This window comes from Chromobacterium sp. CCUG 30098, assembly GCF_059916605.1.
On the sequence record NZ_JAUCGS010000001.1, the window covers coordinates 76,120 to 97,945 of the forward strand.

The following is a 21,826-nucleotide window of genomic DNA, read 5'->3' on the forward strand; positions in this document are numbered from 1 at the left end:
CTAGTCCTGGTTTTGCATAAGCGCTTGACCGCGCGCAAACCCGGCAACGGCGAGCGGCCCTTGCGCGGCGCGGCGCGGCTATCCATCATGAAGGGGCGGCGCGCAGCTTCCGCGCGCCATCTCGAGGTTATTCCGATGCGGCAATCCCTATTCCTTCGCCGGCTGGCCGGCTGCTGGCTGGCCGTCCTCATCGCCTTGGCCGGCAGCGTGTCCCCATCCGTTCAGGCGGCCGGAATGATCTACGTCGGCCACGCGCCGGAAACCGCCGCCGACGAGCGCTACGACTACCATTGGGCGATTCTGCGCGCGGCGCTGGACGCCACCCGCGCGGGCTGGGGAGATTACAGCCTGCGCTTCGCGCCTCGGATGAACGAAGCCCGCCAGCTGCAGGAATTGGGCCATCCGCGCGGCCGGCTCAATGTGGTGATCCGCGAAACCAACCGCGACTACGAACGCCGCTATCTGCCGGTGCGGATTCCGATAGACCGCGGCCTGCTCGGCTATCGCGTGCTGCTGATCCGCGACGCGCGGCAAGCGGATTTCGACGCGGTGACGAGTTTGGCGGACTTGCGCCGTTTCAGCGTCATCCAGGGGGACGGCTGGGGCGACAACGCCATCCTGAAACAGTCCGGGCTGACCGTGGTGACCGACCCCAATTACGAGGGCCTGTTCCGCATGCTGGAACGCGGGCTGGGCGACGCGTTCTCGCGCGGCGTGGCGGAAGTGGAGGAGGAGATTCGCGTTTACCAGCCGCAATACAAGCATATCGCGCTGGAGCGGTCTTTGTTGCTGTACTACCCGCTGCCCACCTATTTCTGGTTCGGCCGCGACGCGGAAGGGCAGAAGCTGGCGCAACGCGCGGAACAGGGCATGCGGCTTATGATGCGCAACGGCGAATACCAGCGGCTGTTCCAGAAATACCACGCCGGGCTGATCCAGCGGCTGGACCTGAAGCACCGGCGGCTGATCCGCATCGACAATCCCTTCCTGCCGCCCAGCACGCCCTTCGCCGACCGCGGCCTGTGGTTCGATCCGACCACGGCCAAATAAAAGCGCTCACTCCGCTTGCAAGGCCTGGCGTACGCACAGCCGTTGGGCGATCTCGCGGTCCGCGCACTTGAGCTCGGCCTCGGCGCGGGCGCGGCAGCGCGCGGGGTTGGCCGAACGCGCGCAATCCGGCGGCGGCAGCCGCTCGTTGATGCAGACGCGGCGCGCCTTGCCTTCCAGCCCGTCGCAAGAGCTGTGCGCCGCCCGCAAGGCTTCGCAACGCTTGGCGTCGCGCTCGCGCAGGCAGCTCAAGGCCGGCGTGTAAAATTCCAGGCAGGCGTGCCGCCCGTTGACCGGCAAATCATTGCAGGCCATCGTGCCCTGACGGTGCAGCTCGCAGCGCTGCGGCGCGGTGGCGCGGCTGCAATCCCATTGCGCCGCCGCCGCGTCCGCCAGCCAGCACAAGACCAGCCCCCATCCCCAGGCGCGCCGCAACGCGCCGTATCCCCTATTGTTTTTCAAGGCATGCCCCTTGCGCATGACCGCTTATCTCCACGCCCGCCTAAGCACATCTGTTGACGATCCGCTCAATGTCGAAATGCTGATGCGCCGCGTGTACTGCTCGCTTTCTCAGCCGCAACGCCTTGTCGCTCGCGAGAGCGTGAACCGCTTTTATTGGGCGAAAACGACGCTGCGCGCTAACGGCGCGACGGACGGCCAGCCCGGCTCATGCCGGCGAAATCGTTTTGCTCCGCAAACCGTTCCGGCAAATGAGAATTGGAATTGGAATGAAAAGGCTGGCGTACTCTATTCAAAGCTTATCAATAGAAATCCCGCTTCGCCAGCCGGGCTTGACGCGTCGGAGACTCACTCCGAGCCATGTTTGCGGCGGTCGCGCCAGAAATGAGGCTTGACGCGATCCGGCGGCGGCGGCGCGGCGCCGTCCGGGTTCATCCGCCAGTACGGCGGCGGCGCGCGATGCATCAGCTCCGGCGGCAGATCGCCATCCTGCACCGCTTCGCGCAGGCGCAAATTGCGCAGGCGGCGCAATTCCTTGCAGTCCGGATCCGGCTGCGCCTGGCAGCGGCGGCCCGGCGCCGGCTCCAGGTCCGGCGGCATGGGCCCGCGCTCCTTCCCTCGCGCCAGGGCCGGCGCGCCGGCGAGCGCTTGCAGCAAGGCAAAGATGAGAAGAATCGGCAACCGCGTCATGAAAGCTTTTTTATCCTGTCGAAGGGGCTGGAAAAGGGGCGTCCGGTCCCAAGATCCGGGCCGGCGAGGGCGGACAGCATACACCATGCGCCGCCGATGCCAAAGGCATCTCCCCGCGGCCAAACCGCCGGAACGCCTCATTAGGCAGCCTAGACTCGCGGCATGAGGCAGACATGAGCGACAATCGCTGATTTGTTAAGGTGTGTGATCGCGGGAACCGGCTTAACATATCTTCATCAGGCGCGCTGCCGCAGCCCGGGGCCAGCCGCTAAGCTGACACACCGCTCCGAGGAAAAATCGCATGGAACACAATAAGATACTGGTCGTCGACGACGACGCCAAGCTGCGCGAGCTGCTCACCCGCTATCTGAGCCAGCAAGGCTACGCGGTGGAGGCCCTGCCGGACTCCAAGGACCTGGACCGCAAGCTGGCGCGCAATCGTCCGGACCTGATGGTGCTGGACGTGATGATGCCCGGCGAGGACGGGCTGGCCGTGGTGCGCCGGCTGCGCGCCCAGGGCGAGACCATTCCGGTGATCATGCTCACCGCGCGCGGCGAGGACATCGACCGCATCCTCGGCCTGGAAATGGGCGCCGACGACTACCTGCCCAAACCGTTCAATCCGCGCGAGCTCACCGCCCGCATCCAGTCGGTGCTGCGCCGTCATCACGCCACGCCGGCGCTGGGCGCGCGCCACGACGCCGACGAGGAAGTGAGCTTCGGCGAATTCGTGCTCAATCTGGGCCAGCGGGAACTGCGCAAGGCCGGCCAGCCGGTGACGCTGACCAGCGCGGAATTCGCGGTGCTGTCGGTGCTGGTCAGCCATCCGCGCCGGCCGCTGACCCGCGAGCAATTGATGGAAATGGCGCTGGGCAAGGGCAACGGCGAATCGCTGGACCGCAGCATAGACGTGCATATCTCCCGGTTGCGCAAGGCGCTGGAAAGCGGGGACAGCCAGCTGCGCTTCATCCAGACGGTATGGGGCTACGGCTATGTGTTCGTGCCGGACGGCACGCCGCGGGAGTAAGCGGTGCGCAAGCTGACCGGCTCGCTGTTTTTCCGGCTGGCGGTGCTGGTGGTGCTGGTGGTGCTGACCACCCAGTTCGTCACCCTGTGGATGGCCGCCGGCGAACGCCACAAACTGCTGGACAAGCAGCTGTATTCGCAGACGGTGGACACCCTGGCCTTCCTGGAAGGCACGATGGAGGCGATGACCAACACCGAGCGCGCCGAATTCCTGGCCGGCTACAACCGGCCCGGCCTGCCGCGCCTGCTGCCGATCAACGCCGATCAAGGCGTCAATTTCACCGACTACGTGCCGCGCCTGGGCGAGACCCTGGCGCAGCGGCTGTCGCACGGCCTCAACGAGCCGATAGAAGTGCGCCACGCCCAGATCGACGATCGCAGCGAGCTGTGGGTCAATGTGCACGTGCTGGACCAGGCCTACTGGCTGGTGCTGCCCTTCGGCCGCTACAGCGACCGCCCGATCAACACCATCATGCAGGCGGCGCTGCTGGCCTCCATCGTCGCCAGCCTGCTGGCCTTCGTCGTCGCCTGGCGGGTGACGCGGCCGATCAGCCGCGTGGTGCTGGCCAGCCGGGAACTGGCCGCCGGCACCATGCCGGCCGCGGTGCCGGAGGACGGCCCGCGCGAGGTGAAGGTGCTGGCGCATAATTTCAACCTGATGGCGCAAGCGCTGGACAGCGCCGCGCGCGAGCGCCGGCTGATGCTGGCCGGCCTGTCCCACGATCTGCGCACGCCGCTGACCCGGCTCAAGCTCTCGCTGGAACTGCAGCAGGACAGCCCGGATCAGCACGATATGCTGGCCGACATCGACGAGCTGTCGCAGATCGTCCGCCAGTTCATCGACTTCGCCCGCGCCGAGGAAACCACCCGGCTGGAGCCGGTGGCGCTGGCCGACCTCGCCGCCAGCGTGGTGTCGCGCTTCGCCCGCGAGGGCATGGACGTGCGCCTGAAGCGGTTGGCGGAGCCGGAGCTGCAAGGCGACGGGCTGGCGCTGGAGCGCTTATTGTCCAATCTGCTGGAAAACGCGCGCCGCTACGGTGCGCCGCCGGTGGAGGTCTGCGTCGAACAAGACAACGGCTTCGCCGTGCTCAGCGTGCTGGACCACGGCAAGGGCATTCCGGCCGAGCTGCGCGAAACCGCGCTGGCGCCGTTCGAACGGCTGGCCGAACACCGCGGCACCGACGGCGGCAGCGGCCTCGGCCTCGCCATCGTCAGCCGCGTGGTCAAGCAACACCGCGGCCGGCTGGAGTTCTGCGATCAGGCGGACGGCTTCAAGCTGGCCGTGCATCTGCCGCTGAACGCCGCTTGATAACGCGGTCCGAGCGTCGCCCGTCTACCGGGCGGCGCTCAGCGGAAGCGCAGCATCATCCACAGCCCGCCCATGCTCAAGGCCATGCCGCCCAGCTTGCCCAGCGACGGCTGTTCGCGAAACAGCAGATAGCCCAGCGGCAGCAACACCAGCGCGGTCAGCACATTGGAACTGAGCGCCGCGTAGCCGACATGCCAGCCGGCGCGATAGGCCAGCAAAAAGCCCAGTTCGATGCCGACGATACCCGCCGCCACGCCCAGGCTGCTCCAGTTCAGCGCGGCCAGCCCGCGCTGGCCGCCGCCGGGCAGCCACCACATCCCCAGCACGCACACCAGCATGGCCACGCCGTAACTGACCGCCAATGAAAAGAAAGGATTCGCCGCCTCCGGCACCTGCTTGATCGACAGGTGATAGACGACGGAGCCGGCGACCGCCAGCAATAAAGCCGCGATGAACATGTTTGAACGCCTCATGAGAAATATCCGTCCCTAGGCTAAACTTTCCCGCCGCTTATAGGTAGACTGAAAAATCAGGGCATTGTTATAAGAAAAAATCATGACTGGAGATTTGGACACCGGCTTGCTGCGCGCGCTGATCACGGTGGCGCGCCACGGCAGCATCAACCGCGCGGCGGCGGACTTGGGGCGCACGCAGCCGGCCTTGAGCCTGCAACTGCGCAAACTGGAACAGCACTGCGGCCAGACCCTGTTGCGACGCTCTCCGCGCGGCGTCAGCCTCACCGCGGCGGGGCTGCAATTGCTGCCCTACGCCGAACGCATCGTCAGCCTGACCGAACAGATGCAGCCGACGGCCGCGCCCGCCGCCGCGCGGCGTTGCCGGGTGGGCCTGATCGAGGATGTGATCAGCCGTCATCTGCCGCAGGTGCTGGCCGACTTCGCCGCCACCCAGCCGCAGTGGCAGCTCGAAGTGCGGGTGGCCTTGGAACGGGAACTCAGCCCGGCTTTTCGCCAGGGAGAACTGGATCTGCTGATCGCCAACCCGCGTCAGTGCGGGCTGGAGCGGACGCCGAGCTGGGTGCTGGAATACCCATTGCAATGGTTGGCGCGCGACGGCGTGAAACCGGAAGCGGAGGTCCTGCCCTTGGTGATGTTCTCCGCGCCCTGCAGCTGGCGCGACGCGATGCTGCGCGCCTTGCACCAGCTTGACCAGCCTTATCGCATCGTCTTCGAAAGCACCAGTCAGCTGGCGGTGCAAGCGGCCTTGGAAGCGGGCCTGGGCGTGGGCGCCCTGTTTCCCGACGCCGTCTCCGCGCAGCTGCGGCCCTTGCCGGAACACAGCCTGCCGCCGCTGCCGGCGGTGCCGCTGGCGCTCTACCGCCAGCGCGACGACGACGGGCTGGAATTGCTGTCCCGGCTGTTCTTCCGCGCGCTGGGCCAGTTCGCGGTCTAGGCCGGCTGCAAGCCCGCCATCACCGCGCCTTCCCAGCCTATCAACTCCACCTTGCGTTCCGCGCCCCAGCGGTATTCGCCCAAAGCGCCCTCGGCGCGTATCACCCGGTGGCAGGGAATCAGCCAGGCCACCGGATTGGCGCCCACCGCGCTGCCTACCGCCCGCGCGGCGCGCGGCCGCCCCACCGCGGCGGCGATCTGGCCGTAACTGGCGAAGCCGCCGTAGGGAATGGACAGCAGCGCGCGCCAGACCTGGATCTGGAAATTGCTGCCCTGCACCCGCAGCGCCAGCGGCGCCTGGCCTTCGGCGCGCAACGGCTCGAACATGGCCGCGGCCACCTCGGCGCCGCCGCCGGGAACATGGCTCAACGCGGCCTTGGGCCAGCGCCGGCTCAGCCAGGCCACGGCCTCTTTCTCGTCCGCGACGAATTGCGCCGCGCACACGCCGCGCGCGGTCCGCGCCACCAGCACCGGGCCGAAACGGCTGGCTTCCACGCTCCATTCGATCGCCAATCCGGCGCCGCCGTTGCGGTATTCGCCCGGGGTCATCGCCTCCAGCGTCACGAACAGATCGTGCAAGCGCCCGCCGCCGGACAAGCCCAGTTCATGCGATAGCGGCAACAAGGCCTGTCCGCCCAGCCTGGCCTTGGCGGCCTCGCAGGTCAGATGCTGTAAAAAGCGCTTGGGGCTGACGCCGGCCCAGCGGGTGAACAAGCGCTGCAAGCGCGATTCCGACAGGTGCAGCGCACCAGCCAGCTCGGCCAGCTCCGGCTGGCGCTCGGCGTTGGCCACCAGATAGCGGATGGCGTCGCGAATGCGGCCGTAGTCGCGGTCTTCCTCGAGAATTTCGCCGTGCATGGTCTGCTCTCCATTCGATCACAGCCCCAGCATAAGCAGATCGGGCCGCCGCGGCGACCCGATTCTTGCCCACTTGCGCGCCGCGCCCCTCATATCGCGTGCAGCAAGGAATATTGAATTTCCGACAGGGCCTGCGGCACGCGGATGAAGGAAAGCGGCATGCCCAGCAGCCTGGCCATGTGGGAGGTGGAGAACAGGCCGCACAATTCGTGATGGCCGCTGCCGGGGTTGAACTCCGCCACCAGCGCGTGCTGGCGTCCCATCTGCTTCATCGTCGCCACCATATGGCCCACGCTGGCGTGCTCGATATCGCCCAGGTTCAAGGCTTCCAGCTGCTTGCGCGGCGTCATCACATCTCCCACGCCGATGTCCGCATAGTGCTTGCCGTGTTCCTTCATGCACTGGATGGGCCGCTCGCCCAGCAGATCGGTGGCGGTGATCAGGCCGGCGAACTGTCCGTCGCCATCGTGGACGAACAGCAGCCGGATGCCGTGGCTGATCATTCGGTCGTGCGCTTCGCGCAAGCTGGCGTTCTGATGAATGCCCACCGGATTGATCAGCCGCAAATCGGTCATCACGTCCAGAGCCGGGCTGTTCAGGGTGATAGGCGGGTGCGGGCGCTGATCCAGGCGCACCAGGTCGGTGGTGGACGGCAGGCTCATCGTGGGCAACACGCTGTAGTTGGCTAACATGGTAGCTCCTTGTCTTCTTAGACAGCGGAGTCGATGCGGCGGCGCTTTGCGCCCGTCATATTCGATCTGTCCGCTCGGAAGTTCTCCGACGGCGTGGACCGGCCTGGGGCATGACTGGATTTTGCACGTCCTTCCCGGGCCGGCGGCCTCGGGAGAACCGCGTCGGCGACGCGGCTCTTGTTTGAAGAGTAGAAGAAGGCGCGGCGCAGATCAGCCGGCGAATGATTAATTTTTTCGCAAACGCGGCCGCGGGTCCGTCATTCGTCCCGTTCGGCCCTCAGCTTGCGGCGAAACAGGGCGCTCATGCGCTGGCTGGCGCCGCGATGGGCGCCGCTGAAGGCCAGCGCCGACTCGCGCATCGCCTGACGGCGGCGCTCATCGCCCAGCAGTTCCACGACGGCGCCGATCAAGTCCGCCGCATTGGCCACCTGGCGCGCCGCGCCGGCGGCCAGCGCCAGCGCCGCCGCCTGCTTGAAATTGAAGATGGAGGGACCGAACAGCACCGGCACGCCCACGCTGGCCGGTTCGATCAGATTATGACAGCCCAAGGGCAGCAGGCTGCCGCCGACGAAGGCCAGGTCGCCGCAGGCGAAATAGGCGAAGGCCTCGCCCATGCTGTCGCCCAGCCAAACCTGGGTGGCGGCGTCCACCGGCGCGCCGTCGCTGCGGCGCTGCACTTTCATGCCGCGGCTCTCGGCCAGCGCGGCCGCTTCGCCGAACCGTTCCGGATGACGTGGCACCAACACCAGCAGCGCGTCGCCCAGCGCTTGGGCCGCAGCCCGCCAGGCATCCAGAATCAAAGCCTCTTCACCGTCGCGGGTGCTGGCGCAGACCAGGACCCGGCGTCGGCCTATCCTGGACTTGAATGCTTCCGCCAGCGCCAGCTGCGCCGGCGGCGGCTGAATGTCGTACTTGGTGTTGCCGCAGATTTCGACGGATTTAGCGCCCAATTGACGCAAACGTTCGCCATCTTCCGGCGTTTGCGCGGCAACGGCCCTCAAAGCCGCCACCGCGGGCGAAATCAGACCGCTGATTTTCAGATAGCCGTTCAGCGATTTTTCAGACAAGCGCGCATTGGCCAGGAACAAGGGCACCTGCTGCTCGGCCGCGGCGTGAATCAGATTGGGCCACAGCTCGGTTTCCATCAACACGCCCAGGCGCGGCCGGTAGGCGGCGAGAAAAGCTTGCGCGGCTTGCGGATAATCGTAAGGCAGATAACGCACTTCGGCGTCGGGATACAGCTGCAAGGCGGTGGCCCGCCCGGTGGGCGTCATCTGCGTCATCAGCAGCGGCGCGTCCGGCCAGGCTTCGCGCAGCGCCGCCACCAAGGGCTGAGCGGCGCGGGTTTCGCCCACCGACACCGCGTGGATCCAGATCGCGCCCTCTGCGCGCGGCCGCAATTGACTGCCGAAACGCTCGTCCCAGTGTTCCAGATAAGCCGGCGCCTTGCGCGCCCGCTTCTTCAGATAGTGCCGCACCAGCGGCGTGGCCAGCAGCCAGGCCCAGGAATACAGTCTGCGTTGCCAGTTCATGTCCAGTCCTTGCGCGCGAACAAGGCTTGCAGCGCCTCGTCCACCGACGGGCACAGCCCTATGCCGCCCAAATTGGTGGCCCACGGCGTTTCCACCACGCCGGTGGCGGCCGGATCGGTATCGGTGTAAATCGCCGCCAAGGGCACGTTCAAGGCATTGGCCAGATGAGTCAGCCCAGTGTCCACGCCCACCACCGCGTTGGCGTGGCCCAGCAGGCCGGCGGCCTCGATCAGGCCCATCTTGGGCGCCACCACCGCGGCCGGCATCCGCGCGGCCAGCCTTTCGGCGCGCTCGCGTTCGCGTTCATTGCCCCAGGGCAGCACCATCACCAGATCATGCTGCATGGACAGGCGTTTGCCCAGTTCCACCCAATGGCCTTCCGGCCACTCCTTGGACGCCTTGCTGGTGGCGTGCAGCAATACCGCGTAGCGGCCGGACAGCACCCAGGCGGGCCGTTCGCCGGCCGGCACCCCGAAACGGGGCTCGCCCTGCGGCTGATAACCGAACACCCGCGCGAACAAGAGCCGGTTGCGTTCTATCGCCGACAAGCTCCAGTCCACCTTGTGGCGCTTATCGTAAAAACAGCTGGCCAGAGACTCGCGCGCGCTGCCCCAGTCGTAACCGGTCAGCGGCGCCTTGGCCCAGCGGGCCGGCAAGGCGCTTTTCAACAGGCCCTGGCTGTCCACCACCAATTCCCAGGGCGTGTCGCGTAGTTCTTTGCGCAAAGCCCGGATCTCGCGCCAGGTGGAGGGCAGCCACCAGCGTTTGCGCCAGCGCCGCCCATTCAAGGCGATCACCCTGTCCACCGCCGGATGCAAACGGGCAATGTCGGCGAAAGCCTCTTCGGCCAGCCAACTGATGCGGAAATTCGGGTAATGCGCTTTCAACTCGGAAATGGCGGGCCAGGTGTGGATAAGGTCGCCCATCGACGAGGTGCGCACAATCAGCACATTCATCATGGCGCGCATTGTACCCGAGCATGGCTGTGGTTAACCAAGTAAAATCCCTGCAGTTCAATTGTGGATAAAGCGCTGTGGACAACTGAGCGCGAATTTATCCACAATTTGCAATGCCGCAGCGCACCTAAACTATCCAAAGCCCATCAACAGGACAAGTAACTGAACCCTTTGAAGTTTTTGTCGCTTATCCACAGCAATGGCCGACTATATCAGTTTCATCAATATAAAATTGCGTTAAAGAGTTATCGGTGGCTGTAGCAGCTAGGCAGGCAAATTCACGCCATGCACAAGCAGGTGGGAACAAAGGGGATCGGAGCTGTGGACAAGCAGGGACTTCACCGTTCTCTCAGATTTATCCACAAGTCTTCCGTCTACAAAACGCAGGGTGAACAACAAGATTTCAGCTTGTACAACATGATGAAAACAATGAAAAAAACAGGGTTATCCACAGAAATGGGACGCCTTCTACCAGTTTCTTCAAATTACATATGGGAAAACATATAACAAGATGCGTGCGCGAATTAGCGTGGTGCTAATCACCAAGAATGCGGAAACCTCGCTGGAAAAATGCCTGGACAGCGTGGGCTTCGCCGATGAAATCGTGCTTGTGGATTCAGGCAGCACTGACAGGACATTGGCGATAGCTTCCGCCTATAAGGCAAAAGTTATCCACCAAGGCTGGCTGGGATTCGGTCCTCAGAAACAATTGGCTGTAAGGGCGGCCAGCCACGACTGGGTGCTGTGCCTGGATGCCGACGAGTGGTTGTCGGAAAATTTAGTCAATGAAATCAAAGAACTGCTGGACAATCCACAGGCCGCGGCCTACCAGTTCCCGCGTTGCAACCGTTTCATGGGTCGTTTTCTGAAACACGGAGAAGGCTATCCGGACTGGTCCTTGCGCTTGTTCCATCGCGCTCACGCGCGTTGGTCCGACGATCTGGTTCACGAGTATGTGATCGCCGACGGCCCTGTGCATAAGCTGTGTCACGAGCTGATGCACGAATCCGGCGAAGACATCGCGCTGTATCTGAGCAAGCAGAACCGCTATACCAGCTTGCAGGCGGAACAGCTGTTGCAAAGGGGAAAACGTGTGGGTATCGCCAAACTTATCCTCAGCCCGCTGCTGCGCTTCGTGAAGTTCTATTTTTTTCGCCGCGGTTTTCTCGACGGCGTCCCCGGTTTGGTCCACATCAGCATCGGTTGCTTCAACAGCTACATCAAATACGCCAAATTGATCGAACTGCGACGGCTGAAGAACAAATAACCGGCTTGCCGGTTATCCCTCCTTATGCTGACAATGTCATTTCCTTGAGCAACTAGGCGAAGACAGATGGTGGAGATCAGGACAATGCGGGCGGCGGATGCCGCCGCCGCGACGCGGCTATGCCTGGATCTGGGCTATGAAGCGACGGAAGCGGACATCAGCGAGCGTTTCGCCAGGTTGACGACACTGCCGGACAACCAGGTTTGGGTGGCCGAAAGAGACGGCGTCGTGCTTGCTTGGGCGCATTGCCGCGGCGTGCACCTGCTGCAAGCGCCGTCGGCGATAGAGATTGTCGGCATCGTGGTCAGCCCGGCTTGTCAGGGCCAGGGTTTGGGACGGCGTTTGCTCAGCGCTTGCGAAGCCTGGGCGCGGCAACTCGGTTATCGGCACATCCGCCTGCGCTCCAGCGTTCATCGCGTCGAAGCCCATGCCTTCTATCGTCATCTTGGTTATCGGCAACTGAAGACCAGCCATAGCTTTGCGCGGGATTTGAGCGAGGAAGCCGTCCTGCCTTGATGTTTATCCACAGGAGCAATCGCCGATGACGGCTTTTCCCGCGCCCTTGAAGCCAGGCGACCGCATCGCCGTCACCGCTTTTTCCTCCGGCGTGCCTCCGGTCTTGCACGGACAACTGGATCGCGCGCTGCAATGTCTGCGCGATCAGGGCTGGCAAGTGGTGGAGGGGGCTTGCCTGCGCGGCGAATCCCAGGACGCCAGCGCGCCGGCCGCCCAACGTCTGGCGGAGCTCAACCATTTTCTTTTCGATCCGGAGATTCGCGCCATCCTGCCGCCCTGGGGCGGCGAAAGGGCGATGGAATTGCTGGCCGGCATCGATTTCGCCGCCTTGGCGCGTTTGCCGCCCAAATGGCTGGCCGGGTTTTCCGATATTTCCACCGTGCTGACGCCGCTGACCCTGTTGGCGGGGTGGGCGACCTTGCACGGGCCGAACCTCTTCGATCTGGGCAATCCGCAGCGGATGGAAGAGAATTCGGCGCTGCTGCACGTCTTGCGCCACGGTTTGCCGCCTCAGCAAGGCCATTACAAGGCGTTTTGGCGCTGGGACTCTCCGGGAGAGTCTTATCCGTCCACGCTGCGCGTGTTGGGCGCGCAAAGGGCCCGCATGGCCGGCCGGCTGATAGGCGGCTGCCTGGATACGCTGAGCCGGCTGCAGGGCAGCCCTTATTTCGATTTGCGCGCGTTCAAACGGGAACCCGCGCTGCTTTACCTGGAAAACTGCGAGCTGAGGCCTTGCGAGTTGCTGCGCGCGCTGCTGGGCCTGCGCCTGTCCGGCGCGCTGGACGGCTTGAGCGGGCTGGTGTTGGGCCGCAGCGGCGGGCCGGACGCCGCGGACGCGAACGCCTTGAGCTACAGCCAGGCCGTGGAAACGGCTTTGGACGGACTGCCGTATCCGGTGGCGGTGGACGCCGATATCGGCCATGTGCCGCCGCAATGGACATTGATGAACGGCGCCTGGGCCGAACTGGAAGTAGACGCGGGCCAGGCTACGCTGCGTTTTGCGAAAGGATGCGCATGAGTTGGCAATATCGTTTGGCCGGGGCGGGGGATGTGGACGCGTTGCGGACGCTGATCACGGAGCACGGACCCAATCCGTGGAACTGGCTGCCGGCGGACGGGGTGGAGCGGAGTTTGCGCCAGGTGGCTGCCGGCGAAGCCTGGGCGGCCTTGTTCGAGCGAGACGGCCTGCTGGGGGCCGCCATCCTGTATCGGCTGCACGATGCTTTTCCCCAACACCGGCCGGCCGAGGTGGCGGCGGACGCCGCCGGCTACATCATGGAGGCGGTGGTGCGGCGCGATCAGGCCGGGCAGGGCCTGGGCAGCTTGTTGTTGCGACAGGCTTGCGAGGATCTGGCCGCGCGCGGCGCGCGCTGGGTGACGGCGGACCGCCACGAGGAAAACGCCGCGTCCGGCGGCATGATGCGCAAGGCGGGTTTCGTCGAACTGGCCAGCTTCGACGATTGGGAACGCCGCGCCGGCGGCAGCCGTCGCAGCACGGTGTGCGGGCGCTTGCTGGGCTGAACGCTTGGTCTGCGGCGCTGCGGCGGGACTTTAAGCAGGAGGCGTTGAAAACCGCTTAAGAATGCTCGCCTACCGCCTGTGCATGCCGCTGTCTCAGCGCTTTTCGTCTTGTCTCGCTCCGGCTCGCGAGATCGTAAACAGGTTCTAAATGCCGTCGTCGGCCGGCAGCGCCGCCGGCGGCGTCGGCAGTCGGGTGAGCAGAATCTTGTCTACCCGGGTCTTGTCCATGTCCACCACTTCGAAGCCGAAGCCGTTCCAGTCGAAACGGTCGGTGACGCTGGGCACCCGGCCCAGCTGGAACATCACCATGCCGCCCAGGGTGTGGATATTGCCGCCGGCTTCGCCCGGCAGCGCCTCGTCTATGTCGAAAAACTCCTTGAAGCGGTCCAGCGACAGCATGCCGTCTATCAGCCAGCTGCCGTCCTCGCGCTGGGCGATGTCGTCGTTTTCGGCGCTGATGGCGGGCATGTCGCCGACGATGGCTTCCAGTACGTCGTTCATCGTCACCAGGCCTTCCAGCTCGCCGTACTCGTCCACCACCAGCGCCATGTGATGGCGGGTCTGCTTGAACTGCTCCAGCAGCTGCATCAAGGTGATCTTGGCGGGCACGTAGAGCGGCTGGGACAGTTCGGCGGCGACGTCGGCTTGTTGGCCGGCCAGCATGCGGTCCAGCACGCGTTTGGCGTGCAGCACGCCGACGATCTGCTCGATGCTGCCGCGGCAGACCGGGAAATGGTTGAAATGGTGGTTTTGCAGCAGGCGGTGGTTCAGTTCGGGCGCGTCGTCCAGATCCAGCGCCACGATGTCCTTGCGCGGCGTCATCGCCGCGGCCACCTTGCGGTTGTCCAGCCGGAAGATATTGGTCACCAGCTCCTGTTCGGCGCGGTCGAACACCCCCTCGTCCGCGCCTTGTTCCATCAGCACCCGGATTTCCTCCTCGGTGATGGACGGATCGCTGCTCTTCTTGGCGCCCAAGAGCCGCAACAGGCCGTCGGTGCAGCGGCTCAGGGCCTGGACCAGAGGCGCGCTGAGCCGCGACAGCAGCAGCATAGGCCGCGCCAGCGCGGTGGCCACCGCCTCAGGGTTGAGCAGCGCCAGCCGCTTGGGCACCAGCTCGCCGAAGATCAGCGACAGCAAGGTGATGATGAACACCATCAGCGCCACCGACAGCGGCTTGCTGTAGGGCTCCAGCAAGGGATAGTCCTGCATCGCCCGGCGCAGTTGTTCTGACAGCGCGGCCTCGCCGTAAACGCCGGACAGGATGCTGATCGAGGTGATGCCTATCTGCACCGTGGACAGGAAGCGGCTGGGGTCGTTGGCCAGTTTCAGCGCGGCTTGCGCGCCGCGTTGGCCGTCGTCCGCGCGTTGCAGCAGGCGGACCTTGCGGGAAGAGACGATGGCGATTTCCGCCATGGCGAACAGGCCATTGAGCAGAATCAGGAACAGCAGAACGAGAATTTCCACGGCGAGGACTGGGGCTGAGGAGAGGGAGCCCTAGCTTAGGCCATGACGGCGCGCTGGAAAAGAGTCTAAGAGCCAGTTCAAAGTCTGGCTAGCAAGAGCGAGACAAGAAGGGCGGGCAGGGGAGGCCTGCCCGCCATCCTGCTCAGAACAGGCTGTTCTGCGGCGCCGGCGCGCCCCACTGGACGGCGCCGCGGCCGCGCGACAGCAGCCAGGCGTTGACCTGCGAAAAATGGCGGCAGCCGTGGAAGCCGCGGCTGGCGGACAGCGGCGAGGGATGGGCGGCGTCCAGCACCAGGTGGCGGCTGGCGTCGATGCGTTCGGCCTTGGTCTTGGCCCAATTGCCCCACAGCAGAAACACGCAGCCGGCGCTTTGCGCGTTGACGGCGTCGATCAGCGCGTCGCTGACCATTTGCCAGCCCAGCTTGGCGTGGCTGCCGGCCTTGTCCCGCTCCACGGTGAACACGCTGTTGAGCAGCAGCACGCCTTGTTGCGCCCAGTGGGTCAGGTCGCCGCTATTGGGCACGCCGCAGCCCAGATCCGCGGCCAGCTCCTTGTACAGATTGCGCAGGCTGGGCGGCACCCGCACGCCGGGCGGCACGGAAAACGACAAGCCCATCGCCTCGCCGTCGCCGTGGTAGGGGTCTTGCCCCAGGATCACCACGCGCACATCGGCCGGCGCGGTGAAGGTCAGCGCGTTGAAAGTCAGCGGCGCAGGGGGAAAGAGGATTTTGCCCTGCGCTTGCTGAGTTTGCAGTTCCCGGTCTATGCCGGCCAATTGCTGTTGAATAACCGGCGTTGACAGCACTTTCTCCCAGTCGGGATGAACGCGGGCCAGGGCGGGAGACAGGTAAGACAATGCTTGCATGGAAAATTACGGCTCTTGCTATCGTGTGGGGGATTGGAATCCGGCAGACCGGTTTCGTTCCATGAAAAAGCCGTTCCCACGGGAACGGCTGGCGACGACGGCGCGCGGCGGCTAAGTCAGTAGCGCGCCATTTGCGGGTCCACTTCCGCGGCCCAGGCTTCCACGCCGCCGGCCAGGCTCAGCACCTGTTCGAAGCCGGCGTCCAGCAGGAAACGCGCCACGTGCGCGCTGCGCACGCCGTGGTGGCAGATCACCACGATGGGCGCGTCCGGCAGCTCGCTCATGCGCAGCGGAATCAGATTCATCGGGATGTGCCGCGAGCCGGGAATCATGCACAGCTGCACTTCCCACGCTTCGCGCACGTCCAGCAGCACCGGCGGTTCCGCGGTGGTGTCGGCCAGCGCCGCCGCCAGATCGCGGGCGCGGATTTCCTGAACCATCAAAACGCGAAGCGTTCCGGCTCTACCGCTTCCGCCTTGGCCAGGCGGGCGATACAGGTTTCGAACAGGCCGGTTTCGCTGAAGCTGGCTTCGGTTTCGCGCTTGATCAGCTTGCAGGTCATCACCGGCAGATCGCCCGCCACCATGATCAGACGGCCGCCCACGGCCAGCTGGTCTTTCAGTTCCTGCGGCACCACCGGCAGCGAACCTCCGACCACGATCACGTCGAAGGGCGCTTGTTGCGGCAGGCCCAGCACGCCGTCGCCTTCCACCAGGGTCACGTTGGCGATGCCGGCCTGTTTCAGGTTGGCGGCCGCGGCTTCGCGCTGGGCGGGGTCGATTTCCACGCTGTAGACATGTTGGCCCTGCTTGGCCAGCAGCGCGGTCAGATAGCCGCTGCCGGTGCCGATTTCCAGGATCTTGTCCTTGGCTTGGATGGCGGCGTCCTGAACCAGGCGCGCTTCCATTTTGGGCTGCAGCATGAAGCTGCCGTTGGGCAGCGGCAGTTCGGTGTCGACAAAGGCCAGGCTGCGTTTGTCGGCGGCGACGAACTGCTCGCGTTTCACGTGAAACAGCAGGTCCAGCACGTTCGTGTCAAGTACGTCCCACGGACGAATCTGCTGCTCGACCATGTTGAAACGGGCATTCTCAAAATCCATCAGCTCACTCCGGAGGGGCTTGCCGCCGAGTGAAAAAAGCGGCGGCGTGTCATGACGATAACTTGCGATTATCCCACATTTGCCGTACCTTCACAGCATCGCTAGGGGTCCTGCGCGACGGTCGGCAAGATGATCCATATCCTTGAAAGGATAGGATAATCGTTAAAGATTGTTGCGCGGGTGAGAAACACCCTTGGAACCTGACCCGGATAATACCGGCGTAGGGAAGCGTCAGCTGCCTTCGGCCCGGCATTGTCTTGTCGGACCGGCCCGCAGCCCGCCCAAGCGGCGGTCCGCTCCTTGCGCCATTCATCGACCAGGAGAATCGCCCGATGAACGCGCCCGCAACACCCAATCAAGCCATGGTGGTGGACACCGCCGCCATTCAGCCCTTGCCCAATTCCCGTAAGATCCACGTCGCCGGCAGCCGGCCGGACATCCGCGTGCCCATGCGCGAGATCAGCCAAAGCGACACGCCCACCCAGTTCGGCGGCGAGGCCAACCCGCCCATCACCGTTTACGACACCAGCGGCCCGTATACCGACCCGGACGCCCGCATCGACATCCAGAGCGGCCTGCCGCCGCTGCGCGCCGGCTGGATCGCCGAGCGCGGCGACTGTGAGCAGCTGGCCGGCCTGTCCAGCGAATACGGCCGCGCCCGCGAGGCCGACCCCAAGCTGGCCGAGCTGCGTTTCAACCTGACGCGCCAGCCGCGGCGCGCGCTGCCGGGCCGCAATGTCAGCCAGATGCATTACGCGCGCCGCGGCGTCGTCACGCCGGAAATGGAGTTCGTCGCCATCCGCGAGAACCTGCGTCGCCGCGAATACCTGGACGCGCTGCGCGAAGCCGGCGGCAAGAACAGCCGGCTGGCGGAACTGATGACGCGCCAGCATCCCGGCCAGGCTTACGGCGCGGCGCTGCCGGAGGAGATCACGCCGGAGTTCGTGCGCGCCGAGATCGCCGCCGGCCGCGCCATCCTGCCGGCCAACATCAATCACCCCGAATCCGAACCCATGATCATAGGCCGCAATTTCCTGGTCAAAATCAACGGAAATATCGGCAATAGCGCGGTAACGTCTTCGATCAGCGAAGAAGTGGATAAGATGACTTGGGGCATACGCTGGGGCGCGGACACCATCATGGACTTGTCCACCGGCAAGAACATCCATGAAACCCGCGAATGGATCATCCGCAATTCGCCGGTGCCTATCGGCACCGTGCCCATTTACCAGGCGCTGGAAAAAGTGGGCGGCAAGGCCGAGGACCTGAACTGGGAAATCTTCCGCGATACGCTGATCGAACAGGCCGAGCAGGGCGTCGATTACTTCACCATCCACGCCGGCGTATTGCTGCGCTATGTGCCGATGACCGCCGGCCGCATGACCGGCATCGTGTCGCGCGGCGGCTCCATCATGGCCAAATGGTGTCTGGCCCATCACCGCGAAAACTTCCTCTACACCCATTTCGAGGACATCTGCGAAATCATGAAGGCCTACGACGTGGCCTTCAGCCTGGGCGACGGCCTGCGGCCGGGCAGCGTCTGGGACGCCAACGACGAGGCGCAGCTGTCGGAATTGAAGACGCTGGGCGAGCTGACCGCCATCGCCTGGAAACACGATGTGCAGGTGATGATAGAGGGCCCCGGCCACGTGCCCATGCAGCTGATCAAGGAGAATATGGACAAGGAGCTGGAGTGGTGCCACGAGGCGCCGTTCTACACCCTGGGGCCGCTGACCACCGACATCGCGCCCGGCTATGACCACATCACCTCGGCGATAGGCGCGGCGCAGATAGGCTGGTACGGCACCGCCATGCTGTGCTACGTCACTCAGAAGGAACACCTGGGCCTGCCGGACAAGAACGACGTCAAGGAAGGCATCATCACCTACAAGCTGGCCGCGCACGCGGCCGACCTGGCCAAGGGCCACCCCGGCGCGCAGATCCGCGACAACGCGCTGTCCAAGGCGCGTTTCGAATTCCGCTGGGAAGACCAGTTCAACCTGGGCCTGGATCCGGACAAGGCGCGCGCCTTCCACGACGAGACCTTGCCCAAGGACAGCGCCAAGGTCGCGCATTTCTGCAGCATGTGCGGTCCGCATTTCTGCAGCATGAAGATCACCCAGGACGTGCGCGAATACGCGGCCAAGCAGGGCATCAGCGATCAGGACGCGCTGGCGCGGGGGATGGAGGTCAAGTCGGTGGAGTTTCTGAAGGGCGGCTCCAAGCTTTACGATAAGGTGTGAGCCCGGAGTCAGGAGAAAACGGCGGCCGCGGCCGCCGTTTTTCATGGCGCAAGGGTCGGCGGCGGCGGCGGCGATTCGGGTCTATCATCAGACATCCCCTCATAGGAGAAGCGTCATGGACACCAGCGAACATTCCCTGTCCGGGCTGTTCCGCCAGTTGGGCCTAGCGGACGAGCCCGCCGCCATCCGCGCCTTCATCGCCAGCCATCCCTTGCCGCGGAACGCGGTGCTGGCCGACGCGCCGTTCTGGACGCCGGCGCAGGCGGATTTTCTGCGTCAGGCCTTGGCCGAGGACGCGGACTGGAGCGAGGAGGTGGATGAGCTGGCGGTGTTGTTGCAGCTGGGCTAGGGTTTCAACGTGCGCAGCAGCCCCCGTACCGTATTGGCGGCATTGTCGGCGGCGATTTGCATGAAGGTGTCCATTTCATTGGCGTGTTCGCTGCCGCCGGCCAGATCGGACAGGCTGCGGAAGGCGATGAAGGGCACGCGGTTGGCGTGCGCCACCTGGGCCACCGCCGCGGTTTCCATATCCACCACCTGGGCCTGATAAGTCTTGGCCAGGTAATCGCGGTAGCCGGCGTTGTCCATGAAGATGGGGCCGGACAGGCCGTTGCCGCCGGCGACGATGCGCGGCGGCGCGGACAGGCAGCGCTGGGCGACGTCGCAGCCGCGCAGGGTGTCCGCCGGCAAGTTCTTGGCCAGCCGCAGCAGTTCCGGGTCCACCTCGAACCAGAAGCGGGTTTCGCTGCCGCCGTCGGCGGTGGCCAGCTTGACGTCTCGTGGGTGGATCATGCCGTAGTGGGCGCGCGCGGCCGGGTCCGCGTACGGCGGCGGCGCGTAGCGGCCGGGCGCGGTTTCTCGCGCGTAGATGGCTTCAGCGTAATTGCCCCAGCGCCGTGGCACCGCCACGTCGCCGATGCGCAAGCGGTCGTCCACGCCGCCGGCGATGCCGCTGAACACGATGCGGCTCACATTGAAGCGGTCCAGCGCCAGCTGGGCGTTCATCGCCGCATTGCTCATGCTGACCCCGCTCATGAACAGCAGCACCGGCCGGCCTTCCAGTTGCGCGGTGGTGAAACGCACGCCGTTGACGCGGTATTCGCGTTTATCGACGGCCTGGTTCAGCAGCAGGGTTTCCTCCGGACCGAAAGCCGAAACCACGGCGGTGCGCGGCGCCGCGTCCAGAACGGGGGCGGCGTGGACGGCGGCGCTCAGCGCCAGCAGCGCGCCAACTAACTGAACCTTGAATGCTTTCATGACGAAAATCCGGATAGAAATGGAATCGCGCCATGATAAACGGTTTTCGCGTCGAAACCGCGCATCAAGTCAGCAAGAATCGGAATGCCAAACGGGTTGATCGGCCTGAAACTGAAGCTGTCGCCGCGCCGAAGACCGGCGCGGGCCTCATTCACTTTCAGGAGGAAACCCAATGGGCGCATTGATCAATAAAACCGCCATCGTCACCGGCGCCAGTTCAGGCATCGGCATGGCGGCGGCCAGGCTGTTCGCGAGCGAAGGCGCGCGCGTGGTGCTGGTGGCGCGGCGCGCGGCCAAGCTGGATCGGCTGGTGTCGGAAATCGTGGCCGGCGGCGGTCAGGCGGCGGCTCTGGCCGGCGATCTGACCTCGGAGGATTGCGCGCGGGAGGCGGTGGAGCTGGCGCTGGATAGATTCGGCGGCCTGGACGTCGCCTTCAACAACGCCGGCAGCCTGGGCGCGCTGGGCAGCCTGGACCAGGTGTCGCTGGACGGCTGGCGCGAGACGCTGGACAGCAATCTGAGCAGCGCCTTTCTGTGCGCCAAGCACCAACTGCCGGCCTTGTTGCGCAGCGGCGGCGGATCGATGATCTTCACCTCGTCCTTTGTCGGCCACGCCATCGGCTTTCCCGGCATGGCCGCTTACGCGGCCAGCAAGGCGGGGCTGGTGGGGCTGGCGCGCACGCTGGCGGCGGAATACGGCGCACGGGGCCTGCGCGTCAACGCCTTGTTGCCGGGCGGCACCGACACCGAGATGGGCCGCGCCGCGGCGGCGACGCCGGAGCAGCGCGAGGCGGTGGCCGGCCTGCACGCGCTCAAGCGCATGGCCGCGCCGGAGGAGATCGCGCGGGCGGCCTTGTTCCTGGCGTCGGACGCGTCCAGCTTCGTCACCGGGACCACCTTGTTCGTCGACGGCGGCGTGTCCATCGGCAAGCTGTGATCAGAAGCGGGCCACCATCTTGCGCTTCACCGTGTAATCCGGCCGCAGGCTGGCTTCGCTGTCCATGAAGTAACGGTTGCTGTCCAGCAGGAAGTGCGGGTCGTTCAGTTCTTCCGGATCGGCCCAGTCGCACAGCAGGTGATAGAGCGCCTGCGCGCTGTGGCAGCGTTCCAGCGCCTGGCGGAACGGCCGTTCCGCGAACATGCGCGCGCAGCTGGCCAAAATATGCAGATGGGCCTCGCGGCTTTGCCGCGGCAGGAGCAGCACCAGCGCGGTATGCACCGCTTGTTGGTCCGGGGCGTCGAAGGCGATGGGGGTTTGCAGCCGCAGCAGCAGCGCGCGGGCTTCCGTCAGGCCCTCAATGCGGGCGTGCGGCAACGCGAGGCCGTGGCCGAGCGCGGTGCTGCCGGCCTGTTCGCGCTCATGCAGCGCGGCGGCCAGCGTCGGGCGGTGCAGGGCGTGGCGCTGGGCCAGCTGGGAGGCGGCGTGTTCCAGCAGCGCGGCCTTGTCGGCCAGGGTTTGATTGAGCAGGATGTCTTGCGGGCCGCAGAGGTCGGGCAGGGTCAGCATGGCGGATTTCTCCTTTGGCTAGGGGTGCGACCTCATCCTAGTCAGCAGGGGCTAAAGATCCGCTAAAGAAAACGCGCGGCGGCATAAAAATGCCGCCAACGCGGCCGGG

Annotated in this window: 25 protein-coding genes and 1 riboswitch; of the genes, 12 read left to right on the forward strand and 13 right to left on the reverse strand. The window is 65.2% G+C overall.

The features are described 5' to 3' along the window. Positions 1-135: 135 nt before the first annotated feature. The gene (locus QUG03_RS00315; RefSeq protein WP_474455121.1) at positions 136-1,050 is read left to right on the forward strand and encodes a transporter substrate-binding domain-containing protein; all 915 of its coding nucleotides are present in this window, start codon (positions 136-138) and stop codon (positions 1,048-1,050) included. A gap of 6 nt (positions 1,051-1,056) precedes the next feature. On the opposite strand, the gene QUG03_RS00320 is transcribed toward QUG03_RS00315, so the two are convergent. Together QUG03_RS00320 and QUG03_RS00325 are read right to left on the reverse strand one after the other, a co-directional pair. Further along, the gene (locus QUG03_RS00320; RefSeq protein WP_146176767.1) at positions 1,057-1,527 is read right to left on the reverse strand and encodes a hypothetical protein; all 471 of its coding nucleotides are present in this window, start codon (positions 1,525-1,527) and stop codon (positions 1,057-1,059) included. A 327-nt stretch (positions 1,528-1,854) separates the two neighbouring features. Next, complete coding sequence (locus QUG03_RS00325) at positions 1,855-2,106, reverse strand: hypothetical protein (RefSeq protein ID WP_500819127.1); 252 nt, start codon at positions 2,104-2,106, stop codon at positions 1,855-1,857. A 391-nt stretch (positions 2,107-2,497) separates the two neighbouring features. On the opposite strand from QUG03_RS00325, the gene ompR reads away from it, so the two are divergent. Next, positions 2,498-3,223, forward strand: coding sequence for an osmolarity response regulator transcription factor OmpR (ompR, locus tag QUG03_RS00330; protein ID WP_043636475.1), 726 nt, complete (start codon positions 2,498-2,500; stop codon positions 3,221-3,223). Positions 3,224-3,226: 3 nt separating this feature from the next. Beyond that, positions 3,227-4,531 (forward strand): ATP-binding protein, encoded by a 1,305-nt coding sequence (locus QUG03_RS00335; protein ID WP_107801364.1) that lies wholly within the window; start codon positions 3,227-3,229, stop codon positions 4,529-4,531. A 38-nt stretch (positions 4,532-4,569) separates the two neighbouring features. On the opposite strand, the gene QUG03_RS00340 is transcribed toward QUG03_RS00335, so the two are convergent. After that, entirely contained in the window at positions 4,570-5,004 is a 435-nt protein-coding gene (locus QUG03_RS00340) for an EamA family transporter (RefSeq protein ID WP_227105935.1), read from the reverse strand. Positions 5,005-5,086: 82 nt separating this feature from the next. Between QUG03_RS00340 and QUG03_RS00345 the strand changes: the two genes are divergently transcribed. After that, positions 5,087-5,941 carry a LysR family transcriptional regulator gene (locus tag QUG03_RS00345; protein WP_488905212.1) on the forward strand — a complete coding sequence of 285 codons (855 nt, stop codon included), beginning with the start codon at positions 5,087-5,089 and terminating at the stop codon, positions 5,939-5,941. On the opposite strand, the gene QUG03_RS00350 is transcribed toward QUG03_RS00345, so the two are convergent. The 4 genes from QUG03_RS00350 to waaC all read right to left on the reverse strand — a co-directional run bounded on the left by QUG03_RS00350 (position 5,938) and on the right by waaC (position 9,978). After that, positions 5,938-6,798 (reverse strand): methylated-DNA--[protein]-cysteine S-methyltransferase, encoded by an 861-nt coding sequence (locus tag QUG03_RS00350; RefSeq protein WP_305883556.1) that lies wholly within the window; start codon positions 6,796-6,798, stop codon positions 5,938-5,940. The genes QUG03_RS00345 and QUG03_RS00350 overlap by 4 nt on opposite strands. 89 nt (positions 6,799-6,887) lie before the next feature. Beyond that, positions 6,888-7,490, reverse strand: a complete 603-nt coding sequence (locus tag QUG03_RS00355; RefSeq protein WP_107801360.1) for a CBS domain-containing protein — start codon at positions 7,488-7,490, stop codon at positions 6,888-6,890. Between the two features lie 257 nt (positions 7,491-7,747). After that, positions 7,748-9,022 (reverse strand): lipid IV(A) 3-deoxy-D-manno-octulosonic acid transferase, encoded by a 1,275-nt coding sequence (waaA, locus tag QUG03_RS00360; protein WP_500819128.1) that lies wholly within the window; start codon positions 9,020-9,022, stop codon positions 7,748-7,750. Beyond that, a complete protein-coding gene (waaC, locus tag QUG03_RS00365; protein ID WP_107802083.1) occupies positions 9,019-9,978 on the reverse strand; it encodes a lipopolysaccharide heptosyltransferase I in 960 nt (319 codons plus the stop codon). The genes waaA and waaC overlap by 4 nt, the downstream gene beginning before the upstream one ends. Positions 9,979-10,489: 511 nt before the next feature. Between waaC and QUG03_RS00370 the strand changes: the two genes are divergently transcribed. The 4 genes from QUG03_RS00370 (at position 10,490) to QUG03_RS00385 (ending at position 13,282) form a co-directional block, all read left to right on the forward strand. Further along, the gene (locus QUG03_RS00370; RefSeq protein WP_500819129.1) at positions 10,490-11,245 is read left to right on the forward strand and encodes a glycosyltransferase family 2 protein; all 756 of its coding nucleotides are present in this window, start codon (positions 10,490-10,492) and stop codon (positions 11,243-11,245) included. A gap of 84 nt (positions 11,246-11,329) precedes the next feature. Beyond that, positions 11,330-11,761, forward strand: coding sequence for a GNAT family N-acetyltransferase (locus QUG03_RS00375; protein WP_500819130.1), 432 nt, complete (start codon positions 11,330-11,332; stop codon positions 11,759-11,761). Between the two features lie 25 nt (positions 11,762-11,786). Beyond that, positions 11,787-12,779, forward strand: a complete 993-nt coding sequence (locus QUG03_RS00380) for a S66 family peptidase (protein ID WP_500819131.1) — start codon at positions 11,787-11,789, stop codon at positions 12,777-12,779. Beyond that, on the forward strand, positions 12,776-13,282 hold the full coding sequence (locus QUG03_RS00385) for a GNAT family N-acetyltransferase (protein WP_107802081.1): 507 nt from the start codon (positions 12,776-12,778) through the stop codon (positions 13,280-13,282). The genes QUG03_RS00380 and QUG03_RS00385 overlap by 4 nt, the downstream gene beginning before the upstream one ends. Positions 13,283-13,426: 144 nt before the next feature. Here QUG03_RS00385 and QUG03_RS00390 read toward each other — a convergent pair whose 3' ends face one another. From QUG03_RS00390 to QUG03_RS00405, 4 genes are all read right to left on the reverse strand, one after another. Beyond that, entirely contained in the window at positions 13,427-14,746 is a 1,320-nt protein-coding gene (locus QUG03_RS00390; protein WP_107801355.1) for a hemolysin family protein, read from the reverse strand. 142 nt (positions 14,747-14,888) lie between these two features. After that, positions 14,889-15,611 (reverse strand): uracil-DNA glycosylase, encoded by a 723-nt coding sequence (locus QUG03_RS00395; protein WP_227105924.1) that lies wholly within the window; start codon positions 15,609-15,611, stop codon positions 14,889-14,891. A 116-nt stretch (positions 15,612-15,727) separates the two neighbouring features. Next, positions 15,728-16,051, reverse strand: a complete 324-nt coding sequence (locus QUG03_RS00400; RefSeq protein ID WP_227105922.1) for a rhodanese-like domain-containing protein — start codon at positions 16,049-16,051, stop codon at positions 15,728-15,730. Then, positions 16,051-16,710 carry a protein-L-isoaspartate O-methyltransferase family protein gene (locus QUG03_RS00405; RefSeq protein WP_107801352.1) on the reverse strand — a complete coding sequence of 220 codons (660 nt, stop codon included), beginning with the start codon at positions 16,708-16,710 and terminating at the stop codon, positions 16,051-16,053. The genes QUG03_RS00400 and QUG03_RS00405 overlap by 1 nt, the downstream gene beginning before the upstream one ends. A 93-nt stretch (positions 16,711-16,803) precedes the next feature. Then, positions 16,804-16,954: riboswitch (TPP riboswitch) on the forward strand. 118 nt (positions 16,955-17,072) lie between these two features. Between QUG03_RS00405 and thiC the strand changes: the two genes are divergently transcribed. Together thiC and QUG03_RS00415 are read left to right on the forward strand one after the other, a co-directional pair. Then, positions 17,073-18,953 (forward strand): phosphomethylpyrimidine synthase ThiC, encoded by a 1,881-nt coding sequence (gene thiC, locus QUG03_RS00410; protein ID WP_227108623.1) that lies wholly within the window; start codon positions 17,073-17,075, stop codon positions 18,951-18,953. A 115-nt stretch (positions 18,954-19,068) separates the two neighbouring features. Further along, on the forward strand, positions 19,069-19,302 hold the full coding sequence (locus QUG03_RS00415) for a DUF2789 domain-containing protein (protein ID WP_107801350.1): 234 nt from the start codon (positions 19,069-19,071) through the stop codon (positions 19,300-19,302). Here QUG03_RS00415 and QUG03_RS00420 read toward each other — a convergent pair. Next, positions 19,299-20,210, reverse strand: a complete 912-nt coding sequence (locus QUG03_RS00420; protein ID WP_500819132.1) for a 5'-methylthioadenosine/S-adenosylhomocysteine nucleosidase — start codon at positions 20,208-20,210, stop codon at positions 19,299-19,301. The two genes, QUG03_RS00415 and QUG03_RS00420, sit on opposite strands and share 4 nt — an antisense overlap. 32 nt (positions 20,211-20,242) lie before the next feature. On the opposite strand from QUG03_RS00420, the gene QUG03_RS00425 reads away from it, so the two are divergent. Then, positions 20,243-20,395 carry a hypothetical protein gene (locus QUG03_RS00425; RefSeq protein WP_488876760.1) on the forward strand — a complete coding sequence of 51 codons (153 nt, stop codon included), beginning with the start codon at positions 20,243-20,245 and terminating at the stop codon, positions 20,393-20,395. Then, positions 20,383-21,147, forward strand: coding sequence for an SDR family oxidoreductase (locus QUG03_RS00430; RefSeq protein WP_253314765.1), 765 nt, complete (start codon positions 20,383-20,385; stop codon positions 21,145-21,147). The genes QUG03_RS00425 and QUG03_RS00430 overlap by 13 nt, the downstream gene beginning before the upstream one ends. On the opposite strand, the gene QUG03_RS00435 is transcribed toward QUG03_RS00430, so the two are convergent. Then, entirely contained in the window at positions 21,148-21,717 is a 570-nt protein-coding gene (locus QUG03_RS00435; protein WP_107801347.1) for a PTS sugar transporter subunit IIA, read from the reverse strand. Positions 21,718-21,826: the final 109 nt, after the last annotated feature.

Bases quoted from the DNA above. Each gene is read 5' to 3' on its own strand.
- QUG03_RS00315 (WP_474455121.1), top strand. From the start codon at position 136: ATGCGGCAATCCCTATTCCTTCGCCGGCTGGCCGGCTGCTGGCTGGCC.
- QUG03_RS00320 (WP_146176767.1), bottom strand. From the start codon at position 1,527: ATGCGCAAGGGGCATGCCTTGAAAAACAATAGGGGATACGGCGCGTTG.
- QUG03_RS00325 (WP_500819127.1), bottom strand. From the start codon at position 2,106: ATGCCGCCGGACCTGGAGCCGGCGCCGGGCCGCCGCTGCCAGGCGCAG.
- ompR (WP_043636475.1), top strand. From the start codon at position 2,498: ATGGAACACAATAAGATACTGGTCGTCGACGACGACGCCAAGCTGCGC.
- QUG03_RS00340 (WP_227105935.1), bottom strand. From the start codon at position 5,004: ATGAGGCGTTCAAACATGTTCATCGCGGCTTTATTGCTGGCGGTCGCC.
- QUG03_RS00345 (WP_488905212.1), top strand. From the start codon at position 5,087: ATGACTGGAGATTTGGACACCGGCTTGCTGCGCGCGCTGATCACGGTG.
- QUG03_RS00350 (WP_305883556.1), bottom strand. From the start codon at position 6,798: ATGCACGGCGAAATTCTCGAGGAAGACCGCGACTACGGCCGCATTCGC.
- QUG03_RS00355 (WP_107801360.1), bottom strand. From the start codon at position 7,490: ATGTTAGCCAACTACAGCGTGTTGCCCACGATGAGCCTGCCGTCCACC.
- waaA (WP_500819128.1), bottom strand. From the start codon at position 9,022: ATGAACTGGCAACGCAGACTGTATTCCTGGGCCTGGCTGCTGGCCACG.
- waaC (WP_107802083.1), bottom strand. From the start codon at position 9,978: ATGAATGTGCTGATTGTGCGCACCTCGTCGATGGGCGACCTTATCCAC.
- QUG03_RS00370 (WP_500819129.1), top strand. From the start codon at position 10,490: ATGCGTGCGCGAATTAGCGTGGTGCTAATCACCAAGAATGCGGAAACC.
- QUG03_RS00375 (WP_500819130.1), top strand. From the start codon at position 11,330: ATGCGGGCGGCGGATGCCGCCGCCGCGACGCGGCTATGCCTGGATCTG.
- QUG03_RS00380 (WP_500819131.1), top strand. From the start codon at position 11,787: ATGACGGCTTTTCCCGCGCCCTTGAAGCCAGGCGACCGCATCGCCGTC.
- QUG03_RS00385 (WP_107802081.1), top strand. From the start codon at position 12,776: ATGAGTTGGCAATATCGTTTGGCCGGGGCGGGGGATGTGGACGCGTTG.
- QUG03_RS00395 (WP_227105924.1), bottom strand. From the start codon at position 15,611: ATGCAAGCATTGTCTTACCTGTCTCCCGCCCTGGCCCGCGTTCATCCC.
- QUG03_RS00400 (WP_227105922.1), bottom strand. From the start codon at position 16,051: ATGGTTCAGGAAATCCGCGCCCGCGATCTGGCGGCGGCGCTGGCCGAC.
- QUG03_RS00405 (WP_107801352.1), bottom strand. From the start codon at position 16,710: ATGGATTTTGAGAATGCCCGTTTCAACATGGTCGAGCAGCAGATTCGT.
- thiC (WP_227108623.1), top strand. From the start codon at position 17,073: ATGGTGGTGGACACCGCCGCCATTCAGCCCTTGCCCAATTCCCGTAAG.
- QUG03_RS00415 (WP_107801350.1), top strand. From the start codon at position 19,069: ATGGACACCAGCGAACATTCCCTGTCCGGGCTGTTCCGCCAGTTGGGC.
- QUG03_RS00420 (WP_500819132.1), bottom strand. From the start codon at position 20,210: ATGAAAGCATTCAAGGTTCAGTTAGTTGGCGCGCTGCTGGCGCTGAGC.
- QUG03_RS00425 (WP_488876760.1), top strand. From the start codon at position 20,243: ATGATAAACGGTTTTCGCGTCGAAACCGCGCATCAAGTCAGCAAGAAT.
- QUG03_RS00430 (WP_253314765.1), top strand. From the start codon at position 20,383: ATGGGCGCATTGATCAATAAAACCGCCATCGTCACCGGCGCCAGTTCA.
- QUG03_RS00435 (WP_107801347.1), bottom strand. From the start codon at position 21,717: ATGCTGACCCTGCCCGACCTCTGCGGCCCGCAAGACATCCTGCTCAAT.